Origin of the sequence: Rhodococcus sp. 14-1411-2a, from assembly GCF_002259485.1 — a bacterium.
Lineage (GTDB): Bacteria > Actinomycetota > Actinomycetes > Mycobacteriales > Mycobacteriaceae > Rhodococcoides.
In genome coordinates, this window is the sequence record NZ_NPGA01000015.1 from 516,227 (window position 1) to 530,979 (window position 14,753).

The 14,753-nt window shown below is 64.3% G+C and carries 16 protein-coding genes; 9 read left to right on the forward strand and 7 right to left on the reverse strand.

Annotated features, from left to right (window positions below; genetic code table 11):
- Window positions 1-3: 3 nt before the first annotated feature.
- Window positions 4-633: a bifunctional 4-hydroxy-2-oxoglutarate aldolase/2-dehydro-3-deoxy-phosphogluconate aldolase gene (gene eda / locus CH291_RS16135; RefSeq protein WP_068052890.1), complete on the forward strand. Its 630-nt coding sequence runs from the start codon at window positions 4-6 to the stop codon at window positions 631-633.
- Between the two features lie 19 nt (window positions 634-652).
- Here the strand turns inward: eda and CH291_RS16140 are convergent, their stop codons facing one another.
- Window positions 653-1,423, reverse strand: a complete 771-nt coding sequence (locus CH291_RS16140) for an SDR family NAD(P)-dependent oxidoreductase (RefSeq protein WP_094688006.1) — start codon at window positions 1,421-1,423, stop codon at window positions 653-655.
- A gap of 102 nt (window positions 1,424-1,525) precedes the next feature.
- Here CH291_RS16140 and CH291_RS16145 point away from each other — a divergent pair, with 102 nt between their 5' ends.
- From CH291_RS16145 to CH291_RS16165, 5 genes are all read left to right on the forward strand, one after another.
- On the forward strand, window positions 1,526-2,362 hold the full coding sequence (locus CH291_RS16145) for a helix-turn-helix domain-containing protein (RefSeq protein ID WP_094688106.1): 837 nt from the start codon (window positions 1,526-1,528) through the stop codon (window positions 2,360-2,362).
- Between the two features lie 88 nt (window positions 2,363-2,450).
- Window positions 2,451-2,771, forward strand: a complete 321-nt coding sequence (locus CH291_RS16150) for a CD225/dispanin family protein (RefSeq protein ID WP_094688007.1) — start codon at window positions 2,451-2,453, stop codon at window positions 2,769-2,771.
- A gap of 177 nt (window positions 2,772-2,948) precedes the next feature.
- A complete protein-coding gene (gene ychF, locus CH291_RS16155) occupies window positions 2,949-4,028 on the forward strand; it encodes a redox-regulated ATPase YchF (protein ID WP_032386277.1) in 1,080 nt (359 codons plus the stop codon).
- 215 nt (window positions 4,029-4,243) lie between these two features.
- The gene (locus CH291_RS16160) at window positions 4,244-4,597 is read left to right on the forward strand and encodes a DUF1801 domain-containing protein (protein WP_094688008.1); all 354 of its coding nucleotides are present in this window, start codon (window positions 4,244-4,246) and stop codon (window positions 4,595-4,597) included.
- A gap of 173 nt (window positions 4,598-4,770) precedes the next feature.
- A complete protein-coding gene (locus CH291_RS16165) occupies window positions 4,771-5,388 on the forward strand; it encodes a class I SAM-dependent methyltransferase (protein WP_094688009.1) in 618 nt (205 codons plus the stop codon).
- A 24-nt stretch (window positions 5,389-5,412) separates the two neighbouring features.
- On the opposite strand, the gene CH291_RS16170 is transcribed toward CH291_RS16165, so the two are convergent.
- From CH291_RS16170 to CH291_RS16185, 4 genes are all read right to left on the reverse strand, one after another.
- Complete coding sequence (locus CH291_RS16170) at window positions 5,413-6,420, reverse strand: polysaccharide pyruvyl transferase family protein (RefSeq protein WP_094688010.1); 1,008 nt, start codon at window positions 6,418-6,420, stop codon at window positions 5,413-5,415.
- Window positions 6,417-7,319 carry a glycosyltransferase family 2 protein gene (locus CH291_RS16175; protein ID WP_094688011.1) on the reverse strand — a complete coding sequence of 301 codons (903 nt, stop codon included), beginning with the start codon at window positions 7,317-7,319 and terminating at the stop codon, window positions 6,417-6,419. The genes CH291_RS16170 and CH291_RS16175 overlap by 4 nt, the downstream gene beginning before the upstream one ends.
- Before the next feature lie 66 nt (window positions 7,320-7,385).
- Window positions 7,386-8,558, reverse strand: coding sequence for a winged helix DNA-binding domain-containing protein (locus CH291_RS16180; RefSeq protein ID WP_094688012.1), 1,173 nt, complete (start codon window positions 8,556-8,558; stop codon window positions 7,386-7,388).
- A 4-nt stretch (window positions 8,559-8,562) separates the two neighbouring features.
- The gene (locus tag CH291_RS16185) at window positions 8,563-9,330 is read right to left on the reverse strand and encodes a metallophosphoesterase family protein (RefSeq protein ID WP_094688107.1); all 768 of its coding nucleotides are present in this window, start codon (window positions 9,328-9,330) and stop codon (window positions 8,563-8,565) included.
- Window positions 9,331-9,477: 147 nt separating this feature from the next.
- On the opposite strand from CH291_RS16185, the gene CH291_RS16190 reads away from it, so the two are divergent.
- Complete coding sequence (locus CH291_RS16190) at window positions 9,478-9,807, forward strand: hypothetical protein (RefSeq protein ID WP_068052945.1); 330 nt, start codon at window positions 9,478-9,480, stop codon at window positions 9,805-9,807.
- 5 nt (window positions 9,808-9,812) lie between these two features.
- Here the strand turns inward: CH291_RS16190 and CH291_RS16195 are convergent, their stop codons facing one another.
- The gene (locus CH291_RS16195) at window positions 9,813-11,186 is read right to left on the reverse strand and encodes an FAD-binding oxidoreductase (protein ID WP_094688013.1); all 1,374 of its coding nucleotides are present in this window, start codon (window positions 11,184-11,186) and stop codon (window positions 9,813-9,815) included.
- A 40-nt stretch (window positions 11,187-11,226) separates the two neighbouring features.
- Here CH291_RS16195 and CH291_RS16200 point away from each other — a divergent pair, with 40 nt between their 5' ends.
- A complete protein-coding gene (locus CH291_RS16200) occupies window positions 11,227-11,766 on the forward strand; it encodes a hypothetical protein (protein ID WP_094688014.1) in 540 nt (179 codons plus the stop codon).
- Window positions 11,767-11,772: 6 nt separating this feature from the next.
- On the opposite strand, the gene CH291_RS16205 is transcribed toward CH291_RS16200, so the two are convergent.
- Window positions 11,773-12,732 carry an SDR family NAD(P)-dependent oxidoreductase gene (locus CH291_RS16205; protein ID WP_094688015.1) on the reverse strand — a complete coding sequence of 320 codons (960 nt, stop codon included), beginning with the start codon at window positions 12,730-12,732 and terminating at the stop codon, window positions 11,773-11,775.
- 71 nt (window positions 12,733-12,803) lie between these two features.
- Between CH291_RS16205 and CH291_RS16210 the strand changes: the two genes are divergently transcribed.
- Window positions 12,804-14,717: an alpha-amylase family protein gene (locus tag CH291_RS16210; protein ID WP_094688016.1), complete on the forward strand. Its 1,914-nt coding sequence runs from the start codon at window positions 12,804-12,806 to the stop codon at window positions 14,715-14,717.
- Window positions 14,718-14,753: the final 36 nt, after the last annotated feature.

Sequence of the window (14,753 nt, forward strand, 5' to 3'; positions counted from 1 at the left end):
AACGTGACTGCATCTCTGCTCGACCGCGTCCCCGTCATCCCCGTCGTCGTCATCGAGAACCTCGATCATGCCGTTCCGATCGCCCGCGCCCTGGTGGCGGGCGGAGTGCCCGTCATCGAGCTGACCCTGCGGACACCGGTGGCCCTCGACGCCATCGAGCGCATCGCCGCCGAGGTCCCCGACATCCTCGTCGGTGCCGGCACCATCATCACTCCCGGCCAGGCCAAGCAGGCCGCAGATGCGGGCGCTCAGTTCCTGGTGTCGCCGGGCTGCACTTCGGGATTGACCAAAGCCATGCGAGACACCGGGCTACCCCACTTGCCCGGTGCTGCAACGGTGTCCGAGGTGCTCACCCTCCTCGAAGCCGGCTACACCGAGCTCAAGTTCTTCCCGGCCGAGGCGTCGGGCGGGGCGAACTTCCTGAAGTCGATCCACTCGCCGATCCCGGCCGCACGCTTCTGCCCGACGGGTGGAATCTCGACCGCCAATGCGTCGACGTACCTGGCCCTGCCGAACGTCGGCTGCGTCGGGGGATCGTGGCTCACTCCGGGTTCGGCCGTCGCGCAGGAGGATTGGGACGCCGTCACTCGGTTGGCCGAGGCCACCTCGGCGCTGAAGACCCCAGCCCAGTAGCGGTCTTCGGTGCGCGCGTTCATCCGCGGGTGACCGAGATGCCGCCGTCGACATAGAGCGTTGTGCCGTGCATCATCGCGGCGTCGTCGGAGACCAAGAACAACACACCGTTCGCGATGTCCTGGGGCGAAAGGACAGTGCCTGCAGGCGTTCCGGCTGTCATGGCGTCCAACACCTCCCGCGCATCCTCGTTGCCCGGCGTCAGCGTCGCACCGGGTGCAAGGGCGTTCACCCGCACGCCGCGTGGACCGAACTCGGCGGCCCAACTTCGCGTGAGTTGTTCGTCGGCGGCCTTGGTTGCGGAGTACATCGCGGCGAACGGGCTCCCCATCGTGGCCATCCACGATCCGATGTTCACGATGACGCCGCTCCCACGCTCGGCCATGGCCGGTGCGAGTTCACCGACCAGCACGTGTGGGGCCCGTACGTTGACGGCGAGCATGGCGTCGAGTTGGTCGTCGGGAAGGTCGGCCGTCGCGGTGGCCGGATAGATACCGGCGTTGTTGATCAGAATGTCGACTCGGCCCCCGAGTGCAGCGGTAGCGACGCCCGCGAACCCGCGGATGTCCTGGTAGCTGCCGGAGAGGTCCACCGGCACGAAACTCGCGGTGCCGCCGGCCGCGGAGATTCGATCGACCACCGCCGAACCCTTCGCGGAGTCGCGGCCGCTGACGACGATCGATGCTCCGTGCGCGGCGAGAGTCGAGGCGATTGCGGCACCGATACCGCTGGTGGATCCGGTGATGACGGCGGTCCGTCCGGAAAGTCGCTGTGATGCAAAAGAAGTCATGACGTCATGTCTACGGGCGCTGAAGACGGCGAACCAGGCGTCACTCGACCTAGGTCTGGCATGACCAGGCTGGCAACCATCGGTGTCGCTACTGTGGGATTCGTGAGCAACGACAGGTCCGCCCTCAGCGCGTTTCTGCGTGATCGGCGCGACCGCATCACCCCCACCGAGGCCGGACTGCGCACGTATCCCGGTACTCGACGAGTGCCTGGACTGCGGCGGGAAGAACTTGCTGCGATGGCCGGAGTGAGCCCGGACTACTACAGCAAGCTCGAACAGGGTCGGCAGGCGAACGTCTCGATCGAGGTGCTGCGAGCGATCGCTCGGGCATTGAAGTTGAACGAGGTGGAGTCGGCTCATCTGCTCGACCTTGCATCTCCCGCCGGATCCGTCGATGACGCCACCGAGCGACCGGATCCGGGATTGCTCCAGGTGATGAGGACGCTCGATCACGTTCCGGTGCTGTTACTGGGGCGTTCGGGCACCATCCTGGCCAGCAACGCATTGGTTCGATCGGTGCTGAGTTTGCCGTCGGCGGCTGGAGAATCGCTGTTCGACTATCTGTTTCGCAATCCCATCGCCCGCGAGCGAATCGTCAACTGGTCGCAGTTCGCGGCCGCCGCGGTCGCCAATCTGCGCCGCGACCTCGCCCGTCGACCCGGGGACGGTGTGCTCACTGCGTTGATCGACGAATTGCGTTCCAGTGAGCCGTGTTTCGAGCAATGGTGGAGCGACCACGAGGTTCGAGAATTCGAGCGTGCAACAAAGATCATCCAGCATCCGGCGGCGGGGACCCTCGAATTCGGTATCGAGTTTCTGACCGCGCCCAGCGAGCCGGGGCAGAGTCTCATCGTCTACACGGTCGAGGACGGGTCGAGCACCGCCAAGATCCTGCCGATCCTGGCGAGCTGGGACCCCAATTCGGCAATCACCACCTGAACTCGAGATCGACCGGATTCGTTTCGATGGAACCCGACGCGTCGGTGCGGCGTCCTACTAGCTGTCCGTCATCGAACAATCGGGGGAAATGATCGTGTCGAATCCGTACGAGCAGTCGGAGTTCCAGCAGCCCTATCCGGCAGCGCAGTCCTATGTGCAGGCACCGACTCTGCCGTCGTCCAATGCGGGATGGGCCGTCGTCGCCATCATCTTCTTCTGGCCGTTGGCCATCCCGGCCTTCAATCACGCACTCAAGGTGCACCCGCTGTGGATGATGGGGGACGCTCAGGGCGCGCTCTATTCGTCGAATCGTGCCGGGTTCTTCGGCAAGCTGTCGCTGGGGATATTGGTCGTCCTCATAGTTCTGTACTTCGCCTTCATTGCACTGGTCGTCGCGAACTCGTACTAGGTCCCGACAGTTCACCTCGACGTAGCTCAGGTTTCTCGCATCGCGGGCGTGGGCAGAGAGTCCGATCCGGATCGTGCCCGCGCTGACGTGGTTGTGTCGCCGCCCAGGGTGCCCGGCCTCGTCGCTGGCCGGGCACTGTCCGAGCTGGTGGTGTCGTCAAAGTAGACTCCATAGACCGTGAGCCTCACCCTCGGAATCGTCGGACTGCCCAACGTCGGCAAGTCCACCCTCTTCAATGCACTGACCAACAACGATGTGCTGGCCGCGAACTATCCGTTCGCCACCATCGAGCCCAACGTCGGTGTGGTCGCGCTGCCGGATCCCCGGCTCGAGAAGCTGGCCGAGGTGTTCGGTTCGGAGAAGCTCGTGCCCGCGCTGGTGTCGTTCGTCGACATCGCCGGCATCGTCAAGGGTGCGTCCGAGGGCGCAGGACTGGGCAACAAGTTCCTCGCCAACATTCGTGAAGCCGACGCCATCTGCCAGGTCGTTCGTGTCTTCGCCGACGACGACGTGGTGCACGTCGACGGTCGCGTCGACCCGACCGCCGATATCGAGGTCATCGAAACCGAACTCGCTATTGCCGATCTGCAGACGCTGGAGAAGGCCATCCCGCGCCTCGAGAAAGAGGTGCGGATCAAGAAGGATCGCAAGCCTGCACTCGATGCGGCCCTGGCAGCACAGGCTGTACTGAACGACGGTAAGACGCTGTTCTCGGCCAAGGCGAAGCTGGACTTCGAGCTGCTCGGTGAATTCCAGCTGCTCACCACCAAGCCGTTCCTCTACGTCTTCAACGCCGACGAGTCGGTGCTCACCGACGATGCGAAGATCGGCGAACTCGCTCGCCTCGTCGCTCCCGCCGACGCCGTGTTCCTCGACGCCAAGATCGAATCCGAGTTGCTCGAACTCGACAAGGAATCGGCAGCGGAACTGCTCGAATCCGTCGGACAGACCGAGCCCGGTCTCGACGCCCTCGCCCGCGCCGGCTTCCACACTCTCGGTCTGCAGACCTACCTCACCGCAGGCCCGAAAGAGGCTCGCGCGTGGACAATTCATCGTGGTGACACCGCACCGCAGGCAGCGGGCGTCATTCACACCGACTTCGAGCGCGGCTTCATCAAGGCCGAAATCGTCTCCTTCGACGACCTCGTCGCCGCGGGTTCCATGGCCTCGGCCAAGGCTGCGGGCAAGGTGCGCATCGAGGGCAAGGACTACGTCATGTCCGACGGCGATGTGGTGGAGTTCCGCTTCAACGTCTGATCGACGAATCCGCCGAATCGGTGGCGCAGTACGACCGCGTGTCGGATATTCTTACCGCGGTGGTACGCGCCACCGACTGCGCTTCCACGTGGCAACCACGTGAATCATCGAGGAGAGGCCTGACCAGCTCAGGACATGTCCGGATGGGGTGCGGCGCAGGAATGCGCCATCTTCATTCCGCCGATGCCCGACATCGGTTGACGAGAGGACATGACATGTCGTCGAAGGACGAGAAGAACCTGACTCAGGTGATCGAGAAGATCTCGAAGATGGACGAACCGCGGCGTTCGGTCATGCAGCGTGTGCACGACATCATCGTGTCCGCGGCCCCGACATTGAAGCCGCGGATCTGGTACGGAATGCCCGCCTATGCGAAGTCGGCGAGCACGCCGGCGCTTGTGACACTGCGCAACGACGATCGATTGAATCTGGCCATCACCGAGAAGGCGGCATTTCACGCTGCCGGTGGTGCGGACGGGCAATTGATGCCGGCGGCGTGGTATTTCGAGACTGTGGACGACGCTACGGCGCAGCGTATCGCCGAGATCGTTCGTTCTGTCGTCGACTGAGCGAGCACGCTCGGTAGACCGAGGGTCCCGGGGGGACAACGAGGCTCACGGGACCCTCGCCGTGACGGAAGATCCAACAGGTCCGTGGTGGCGTGATCTGCGAGTGGGGCGTCGTCGTCTGCGCCGCCCACCGATGCTGACTACGCTCCGAATCAGACGATAGGAGAACGTGAATGGGTCTGCAGGAACTCGAGGCATTGGTGCACCGAACCGCCACTGCTGGGGAACCTTTCGAGCGGGGAGCCGACGAGGCGGAGCAGGCATATTTGTCTTCGCTTGCGGCACGGCCGAGTACGAAGCTGATCTGTGAGATCGGGTTCAATGCCGGTTTCTCGAGTTGGGCGTTCCTCGACGCATCACCCGACACGACCGTCGTGTCCTTCGACCTGGCCGCCTATGCCTACAGCGACGCCGCGAAAGCCCATATCGACGAACACTTTCCGGGCCGCCACACCCTGATTCAGGGTGACTCGCACACCACCATCGCGGCCTACGCGAAGGAACACCCGGACATGCGGTTCGACGTCATCTTCATCGACGGAGACCACTCGGTGGAGGGTGCTCGCGCAGACCTCGACGATCTACGTGCGCTCGCTACCGCAGAATCGGTCGTGATCATGGACGACATCACCCCGTGGCTCTGGTTCGGCGAAGGCCCCACTCAGGCGTGGCAGGACGCGGTCGAAGAGGGTCGGATTCTGCACACGCAGTACTTCCGCGACGGGGAACCTGTCGACGCGGTGACACCTCCGGCCGCTCGCGCCTGGGCCGAGGGCCGTTACCCCTTCTGACCTCCCCGCGGTGTCGACCAGCGTTCACCCGCGACAGTCGGACACGGCCTGCCGAACCAACTCGGCAGCCTCGTCGGAGTTCGATGCGTAGTGGACATTGTCGAAGCGGTGCAGGTAGGCGTCGTAGATGCCGGAGACCTTCTTGTTCGCGTTGTCCATCGCCACGACACGCTTGCCCATCATTGCGGCCAGTACGGCAGCGTGCAGTCGATCGGTGAGGACAACGGGCGCAAGGTTCAGAATGCGTTGCGCCACACGAAGGTTGAGCTTGGCTGTTTGCTCGTACGAGCGTAGAAGAGCGGGGTAGAGCAGCCGATTCGTTCTGGGAAAACGTTGCGCAATGAGAGTCGGCAGCATCACCGCCGTCGAGATCGCCAGATCCGTTCCGCGTAGGCCCCAGTCGTAGTGCACGGACGAGGCGTCGATGTTCACCGCCGCGTGGCCGAGGCTTTCCGTATCGGCACGCAGGAGTTTCACGACGTCCACTGCAGTGCCTTCGGCGCTTCGAGCGATGTCGGCACCGAACGCCATGTCCGGACAGTATTCGACGCGGTTGTTCGGGAAATGGGCGAGCGCCAACTCGTACGAACGCTTTTCACGCAGCATGAGGGTCAGATCCGGGTGCTGTGCGTACAGGGCTGCGGTCCGCGTAAGGGCGTCGGTGTCGGCAAAGTCGATGCTCTGGGGGAGGCAGACGATCTTGTTGCGAGGAAACCGCGCAACGATCGCTTCACGGAATTTCTGGTCGATCGGCCACCGGTCACCGAAATTTCCCCCGCCTTGCAGAAACAGGGTCCCGTCACCGATTCGTTCCTCGAGAAGAGCATCGTTGTGAGTGAACGGATCCGACACGTAGTCGACGTGCACGTTCAACCGCTTCAAATACTCGACCTCGCCGGCGTAGATGAGTGAGTCGCCGACGTTGTAATGATTCGGAAAGTCCAGGTGAGCCACTCGATCTCCCGGTGCTGCGTGAGGCCGCAGGACAGCGAGAGTCTCCTCGCGTATCGCGTCGATGGTCTCGCGGGTCATCGGACGCTCGGTCGCTGTCGTCGGCCGAGCGTCGTGACTCGAATCCGCAGTGCGCCGTAGTGAATCCCGATGTAGTGGGCCCACAGACCGACGGGCATCGGTCTCAGCATCTTCGGTAGCCACGGATTGCGAACTGTCGCAAGATAAAGAATCGACACTGCATGTACGGGAATCCGGACGAACGACGACGGGTGCGGGCAGCCCGCCGCACGGTGCTTCGTCGACAGTTGGTAGGACGTGTGCCCGTAGGCGCGGCCTTGGACGAACGATCTGCGGACAGTGGTTCTGATGCGATAAGCGACCAACGCATCGGCGGCGTGTCCGAGCGTCAATCCCGCTTGCTGAATCCTCCACGAGTAATCGACGTCCTCGGCACCGCCGATGAGGTCCTCGTCGAAGTCTCCGACCTTCTCGAAAACTTCACGCCACATTGCGAAGTTGCTGCCCGGCGCGTACGGCAGATAGGCAGTGGAAAACAGAGCGCCGGGTGGCGGTACATTTCGCCACTCCGCCACGTCCGCCGAATTGAGGGATTCGATTTCGAGTGCGCCGCCCACGGCGTCGAAGCTGTCGAGTGCACGCACCATCGCAGTCAGCCACGTCGGATGAGCGACGTCGTCATGGTCGACGACGGCAACGACGTCACCGCGTGCGGCTTTCACTCCGACGTTTCTGGCGTACGAAACTCCACGCTTGGCGGAGGCGTCGACCCTACGCATCGACAGAGGCAGAGACAGTTCTTCGAGGTGTGCGCGCAGGCCATCGGTCGAGCCGTTGTCGCTGATTATGAGCTCGACATCGCCCGTGTAGTCCTGTGCGGCGATGGCCTCGAGCTGCTCGTCCAGATCGGGCAAACCGTTGTACACGGGGAGGACGATGGAAACCAGACTGATCGGCACGGTCTGACCCTACCGCGAATTCGAGCGCTGATCGTTCGCGTGCACCGCTGACCAGGCGCAGGTCGGCTACTTCTTCCCACGAAGTTTCTTCTCCAGCGGTGTCGGGAAGGAGGGGACCGTCGGGGTGCCGTCGAGCAGGGTGGTGAGTCGTTCGGCCTCGGCTGCAACTGCTTTCGACACCGTCGATCCGACGTCCTCGAGCAATTCGGTGACCACTTCTCCGGAACCGGTCACCGCCCAGCCGCCGACGATGCGGCCTCCGGACCAGATGGTCGGGCCGATGTTGCCGAAGGTGTCGAACAGCGGGGCCTTGTGTTCGCCGAGATACCAGGTGCGGTGCTTCCATCCCATCGGCGTCGGATCGAGTGCAGGTAGCAGCATGACGTTCGTGCCGGAGGGCTTGTCGAAGGTAGTGCTGGACAACATGATTCCGTCGCCCTCGGTCAGTTCGACCGCCACGGTGTCGAGACCCGAGACCGCACCGCGAGTCTGCGTCTTGTTCCAGCCCGTCCACCACTGCAGGTCGTCGAGCGTCGCCGGTCCGAACACCTTGAGCCATCGTCGAGCCAGGTCCGTCCTCGCCTCGGTCTCGTCGAGATCGGGAATCCCGTCCGGCCACCAGTGATCGATCGGTGCCCATGCGTGCCGTCGGGAAGTCCACGCGCCCCGTGGCTCGACGCGCACCAATCTTCCGTCGGCGGCCATCATCACCAGCACCTCGGAGGTGACGTACCTCTTGACGTCGTACACCTTGTCGGTGGTCGGCAACAGCGCGGTCTTGAGCCCGGGCACGGCGGCCGAGAGCTCGGCTCCGGTCGCGGTCCCCATCGATCGTAACGCCGATTCGGTCTCGGCTTCGGTTGCGGCGAGCCATGATTCGACGTCGTCGATCACCGGTTCGGTGGGCAAAGTGGAGACCTGCTTGATCAGCCGCGCTCGCATGGTGCGCGCAACCCCGAGGCTCGCCGCAGCGTGAATCATCGGAACGTCGTCGTGAGCGACGACGAACATCGTGCGCCGCATCGCCATCAACCGCACCAGACTCCGGCGCTCGTACATGGCATCACGAACATCCGAGAGTCCCAGTGTTCGAGCGCGGGCAAGTACCGACAGATACACCGTCGCCGGATCGGTCGCATGCAACGCGAGGAGTGACGACACCACAGCTTCGGTGGTCGAGGCACGGGCGAAGTGCTGCGCGACGAGCCGGTGTCGGCGCTGAGCGTCGGTGATCTTCACGCGATCAGTGTGACTGCTCTTGTGGCGCAGGGCCGATGAATCCGGTGAGAAGAGCGTCGGCGATGTCGTTCATCCCGTGTGCGCGGGCGTCGTCTGCCGCACCGACGTGGTCGTACTCGACCAGCTCGAACGAGACTGTCCAGCTGCCACGGTCGTGGTCGTCGAGTACCGCGTAGCGCGCATGCGGAGACCCGGACTCCATGACTTGCGGGTAGGGGAGATCGTCGTCGTACGCGGGGGTGCCGACGCTTCCGGGATTGACCACGAGTGTGCCGCTGGGGAGAGTCCACTGTCGCTGCAGGTGGGTGTGTCCGCAGGCGATGACAGCTTTGTCGGTGAAACCTGCTGCCCGGTCGAGAATTTCGGCATCGGTTGCCTCGCGAGAGCCGTCGGGGTCGACCGAGTGCAGAAAGTACTGCTGATCATCGGTGGGCGTTCCGTGCACTGCGAGGATTCCGTGATCGAGGTCGAGTGAGAACGGCAGCGAGCCCAGCCACTGTCGATGCTCGTCGTCGAGTCGATCATGGGCGTGCCGATCCCAACTACCCATCGAATCGGGATGCTGTTCGAGCAGATAGCGATCGTGATTGCCCGCGATCGTGGGCATGTCCAAGGCCATGAGTCGATCTGCAGTTCGACGCGGATGCAGGCCGCCGGAGAGCAGATCGCCGAGATTGATCACCGAGTCGACGCGATGACGTTCGATGTCTTCGAGGACGGCGTCGAGCGCCGCGATGTTGCCGTGAATATCGGCTATGAGAGCTACTCGCACGACCACAGAATCGCAGCGTGGGCAGTCGACTGCAACACGGCAGCCCGTGGCGCGATCGTTGCGACCTAGAACTGCGTGGTGGCGCATTGCTATTCGACCTGCGAGACTGCGCTGACGGGAACCGATGGGGAAGAGGGTGACGGTCGCATGGTGGCTACGGTGTGTGCCATCACCTTCGCTGTGCTGCTGCACATCGTCGCCGCTCGAATTACCGCTCGTGAGAACTACGGCTCCAGGTTGCCGGCAGTGAATGGCTCGTATCCGGTCAGACCTGCCCAACGCGCTCGACGTGCTCAGACTGCCGGTTGGATACTGAGCCTTTTCGGTGCGCTACAGCTCGGCAATCATTTCTGGCTGACCCAGCCGTGGCTGGCCGTGAGCGTCATGGTCGCGGTTCTCGTGCTGGTCAACGGCCTGCCGAGTCTGCTGGTGACCGTGCTGCACAACGGCAATCTGCGATCACAACCACAGGGCTGAAACCGTTACGGCGCGAACACCTTGCCGGGGTTCAGGATTCCGTGGGGATCGAGCGCCTTTTTCACCGCTCGGTGCATGTCCAACACCACCGGATCGAGTTCTTGCACCAGACCGTCCATCTTGAGCAGTCCGACTCCATGCTCGCCGGTGACGGTGCCACCGAGTTCCAGTGCCGCGTCGATGATTTCGGCAAAGGCGGCCTGAGCGCGTTCCCGGGCCGGAAGGTCGTCGTGTGGCGTGATGAGCAATGGGTGCAGGTTTCCGTCGCCTGCGTGGGCGATGTTGGCGATCGTCGTTTCGTAGCGTAGGCCGATCTGCTCGATGCGCGAGAGCATCTCGGGCACATGCTTCTTCGGCACGCAGACATCCTCGGTCAATACCGGCCCCAGGCGCTCCATCGCCGGATACGCCAACCGTCGGGCAGTGAACAGCGCGTCGGCCTCCTCCTGATCCGTCGAGACCGCGGACCACGTGGCCCCGGCCTCCTCGAAGCAGGAGAGCATCTTCTCGGCTTGCTGATCGCCGATCGGTCCGGGATCGTCGATCCGCCCGAGCAGCACCACATTCGCCTCCACCGACAGCCCCATGTTCTTCCAGGCGTCGACGGCGATAAGGCACTGCTTGTCGATCAGCTCCAACGCGGAGGGCGTCAATCCGGCGGCGGCCACCGCGGCGACGGCACGCCCGGCGTCGACGATCGAATCGAAGTAGCCGGCGACGGTCCGCTGCGGATCCTGGAGCGGACGCAGCTTGAGGGTCACCTCGGTGATGATGCCGAGCGTGCCTTCCGATCCGACCATCAGGCCCGCAAGATCGTATCCGGCAACGCCTTTCGCGGTCTTTCGCCCGAGCCTCACCAATTCTCCGGTACCGGTGGCCACCTGCATGCCCATGACGTAATCACGGGTGACGCCGTACTTCACGCAGCACAGTCCGCCGGCGTTGGTGGCGACGTTGCCGCCGATGGTCGACCACGGAGCGCTGGCCGGATCCGGCGGGTACCAGAGACCCTGTTCGGCGACCGCTGCCCGCAAGTGGTCGTTGACCACCCCCGGCTCGACGACGGCGTAGCGCTCGAGCGGGTCGATCTCCTTGATCGCGTCCATGCCGTCGAGGGCGAGCACGACGCATCCCTCGGTGGCATTCGCACCACCGGACAGTCCGGTGCCCGCTCCGCGAGTGACAATGGGCGCGCCGTGAGCGAGGCAGGCGCGAACGACGGCCTGCACTTCCTCAGCGGAGCGGGGCCGAACGACCGCGATCGGGACCGAATACGGTGCCCACTCTGCCTCGTCGTGCTGGTACGACGCGATGACGTCGGGATCGACAACGATCCGATCCGTGGGGAGCGAGTTCGACAACCGATCGACGAGCGACATGTCTCGACTGTAGCTATGCGATGTCCGATAGCGTCGGGTCATGGCAGTCGACTTTTCGTGGTCTCAGTTTCTGTGGATTGTCTTCGTTTTCGTCGGCGTGCCGTCGACGTTCTGGGCTCTCGTTCTGTGGGCCGTCTTCGCGAAGCGTCGAGAGATTGCGGGGACCGGCCCCCTTGGGCTGTGGGCCACTGGATCGATAGCTGTCGCATCGGGTTTCGCCGCGTGTGCAGGCTGGTTGAGCTGGTCTGCCGATCAACGGGGCGAGTTCCGCGGACCGGGTCTCCCAGCTCCCAACGCGTTCCCGTCATGGCAGGTGGCCGCGTGCGGTGCGACGGTGGTGTTGCTGTGCCTGCTGGCCGCGCATCTGTCACGATGGCCGAAGACCGGCGGACACGTTGCTGCGTTGGGCACGACGGCGGGGTTCTCAACGGCGTTCTGCGTCGAAGCGAGTACCGATGTCACCGGGCAGTCGGGTGTGGGTGTCATTCTGTGCATGCTCGGCTGGGGATTCAGCTTGACCCTGCTGATCCTCATTCGAAACGCGGTCGGTGGGCTGAGACGGCCGACAGTCGGGCCGTGAACGACGTCAGATCTCGATTCCCGTTGTCTCGACCACGCTGGCCCACAGGGCATCTCGCACGCGAGGTGAATCTCCACGCCATGACGGGTAGTGCGTCGGACGCGGGGCCCTGTCGTGCCAGAACGTGCCGGTACTGGTCAATGCCTGGTCGGATGCGACGAGCCAGACGATGGTATCGGCCCCGTCGTCGGCACTGCGCAGAATCGGCTTCATCACCGAACCGAACAGTGGCATCGATCCGGTGACGCCGGGTGTCGCCGCCCAGCCGGGATGCATGCTGTGCACCACCGGATCGTCTTCGAGCGAGAACCGCTCGGCCAGTTGCTCGGTCACCACCACCTGCATGCGCTTGGTCCTGGCGTACGCCGTCATACCGGAGTACTTGCCGTTCTCGTACTCGAAATCCGCGGACTGCAGCGGCACCGGATACATGCCGCCGCTGGAGACGAACACGACCCGCGATCCGGCGTCGAACAGTTCGCGCAGTCCCACCGTCAGTGCGACCGGCCCGAGAACGTGGGTGGCGAAAGCAGATTCGTGACCTTGTGCGGACAGCTGCCGCCCGTCCGGCATGACCCCGGCGCAGTGCACGAGCGCGTGCACAGCGGTGAGTTCCGACGCCAATGACGCGATCAAGTCGGCCACGGAATCGAGGTTGCTGATATCGCACTCGCGCACCACGAGCGAGGCGTCGGGCACGTCGTCTCGGATGGCGGCGGCCGCGGACTCCAGCCGATCGGCAGACCTACCGACCAGATGTACCCGTGCCCCCAACCTGGCCAGTTCCTTCGCCGTGGCTGCGCCCAAGCCGGACGACGCACCGGTCACCACCATGTCGATGGGGGAGGGGAACGGCGTCGGATCGGCGGCCCAGAACCGGCGACGCACCGTGGCACCGATGCGGGAGTATCCGGGAACGACTGCTCTGTCGAGGATCGTGTCCAGCGTGCGGGTCAGCAATGACATGCCGCTTTGATACCCCGCGGTAACCGGATGTATGCGCGCCCGCACGCTGGGGTCGATGCCAGAATGTGTCCATGGTTCACCCCGCCGTCTCCGACGTCACCCGCGAGATCCTCGCCGAACTTCCCGCCCACCGACGCGAGACGTTCGAGTTGCGTCTCGAGCAGTGGTTTCCCGATCTGCACGACGCGGTCACTGCCGTCTACCCCGATCCCGACGCCGTGGCGGCCACCCTCGTGGAGATCGCTGCGCGCGCCTATGCCGCCCGCCCGGAGGATCTGCACCGGCTCGATCAGCGTCGTTTGCTCGAACCGGACTGGTTTCAGCAGCCGGACCTGTTCGGTTACGCCTGTTACGTCGACCGGTACGGCCGAACCCTGCGCGGGGTGGGGGACCGGCTCGACCATCTGACCGATCTGGGTGTCACCTACCTGCACCTGATGCCGCTGCTGCAACCGCGGCCCGGCGACAACGACGGCGGCTACGCGGTGATGGACTACCGAGCGGTGCGCGAGGATCTCGGTACCAACGAGGACTTACGGGCACTCGCGGAGACGTTACGCGGCCGCGGCATCAGTCTCGTGGTCGATCTGGTGCTCAATCACGTTGCTCGCGAACATGAATGGGCCGAGAAGGCGCGCGCAGGCGATCCGAAGTATCGAGACTACTTTCTGATCTATCCCGATCGCACCACCCCGGACTCGTACGAGCGCACTCTCCCCGAGGTGTTTCCGGACTTCGCGCCCGGCAGCTTCACCTTCGACGACACCCTCGGCGAGTGGGTGTGGACGACGTTCAACGAATGGCAGTGGGATCTGAACTGGGCCAATCCCGCTGTGCTGCAGGAGTTCGCGAGTATCGTGCTGCACCTGGCAAACCTCGGGGTGGAAGTGCTGCGCCTCGATGCGATCGCATTCCTGTGGAAGCGGCTGGGAACCAACTGCCAGAACCAGCCCGAGGTGCACGCGGTCACCCAGGCCTTGCGCGCTACTGCTCGACTCGCTGCTCCGGCCACGTTGTTCAAGGCCGAGGCGATCGTCGGACCCCGGGATCTGCTGCCGTACCTGGGTCAGGGGCGGCACACCGGCCGAGTCTCGGACATCGCCTACCACAACTCGCTGATGGTTCAGGTGTGGTCGATGTTGGCAACGGGCAGTACAGCATTGGCGCGACACGCTTTGGCGTCTTTGCCCCCGACGCCGCCGAGTGGCACCTGGGTGACCTACGTTCGCTGCCACGACGACATCGGCTGGGCCATCGACGACGGCGACGCGGCGTCTCTCGGGCTCTCGGGCGCAGGGCATCGCCATTTCCTGGCCGACTGGTACTCCGGGGACTTCGACGGCTCCTGGGCCGAAGGCCTTGTATTCCAGTACAACCCGGACACCGGCGACCGCCGGATCAGTGGAACCGCAGCAGCGCTGACCGGTCTGGGCCCGTCCCGCCTGGATCCCGACGGCGCGTTCGGGCGAATCTTCTTGGCGCACGCCGTCATTGCTGGATGGGGCGGAATTCCGGTTGTGTGGAGCGGCGACGAGCTCGGCTCCCCGGGCGATCCGAACTGGGCCGAGGAGCCAGCTCATGCCGAGGACAACCGGTGGGTGCACCGGCCGCGCGTGACCGACGCCGATCGCGCCGGCCGATTCCAGCAGGGGAGCGACGCGCAACGAGTGTTCGACGGGATCGCGCGGATCGCGAAGGTGCGCGCCGGACTACCGATGTTGCACGCCGAGGCACCGGTGGACGTACAGAGTGAGTCCGACGACGGTCTGCTCGTGGTGCGCAGGCGGCATCCGAGCGGCACCCTCGTCGCCCTCTACAACGTCACCGCCGAACACCGGCAGTTCCCGCACGCGCAGCTGATCGAACTCGGAATTCCGGCCCCGGTCGAGGTCCTCTCGCAGCACGATCTGCAGGTCGACGACGCCGGCTGGGTGTGGTTGCCGCCGTACGCGGCGTGGTGGATCGTCGACAGCCCGCTGCGTTAGGAGAGGCGGAGCCGTGACCGGGCTGTTACCCTCCCC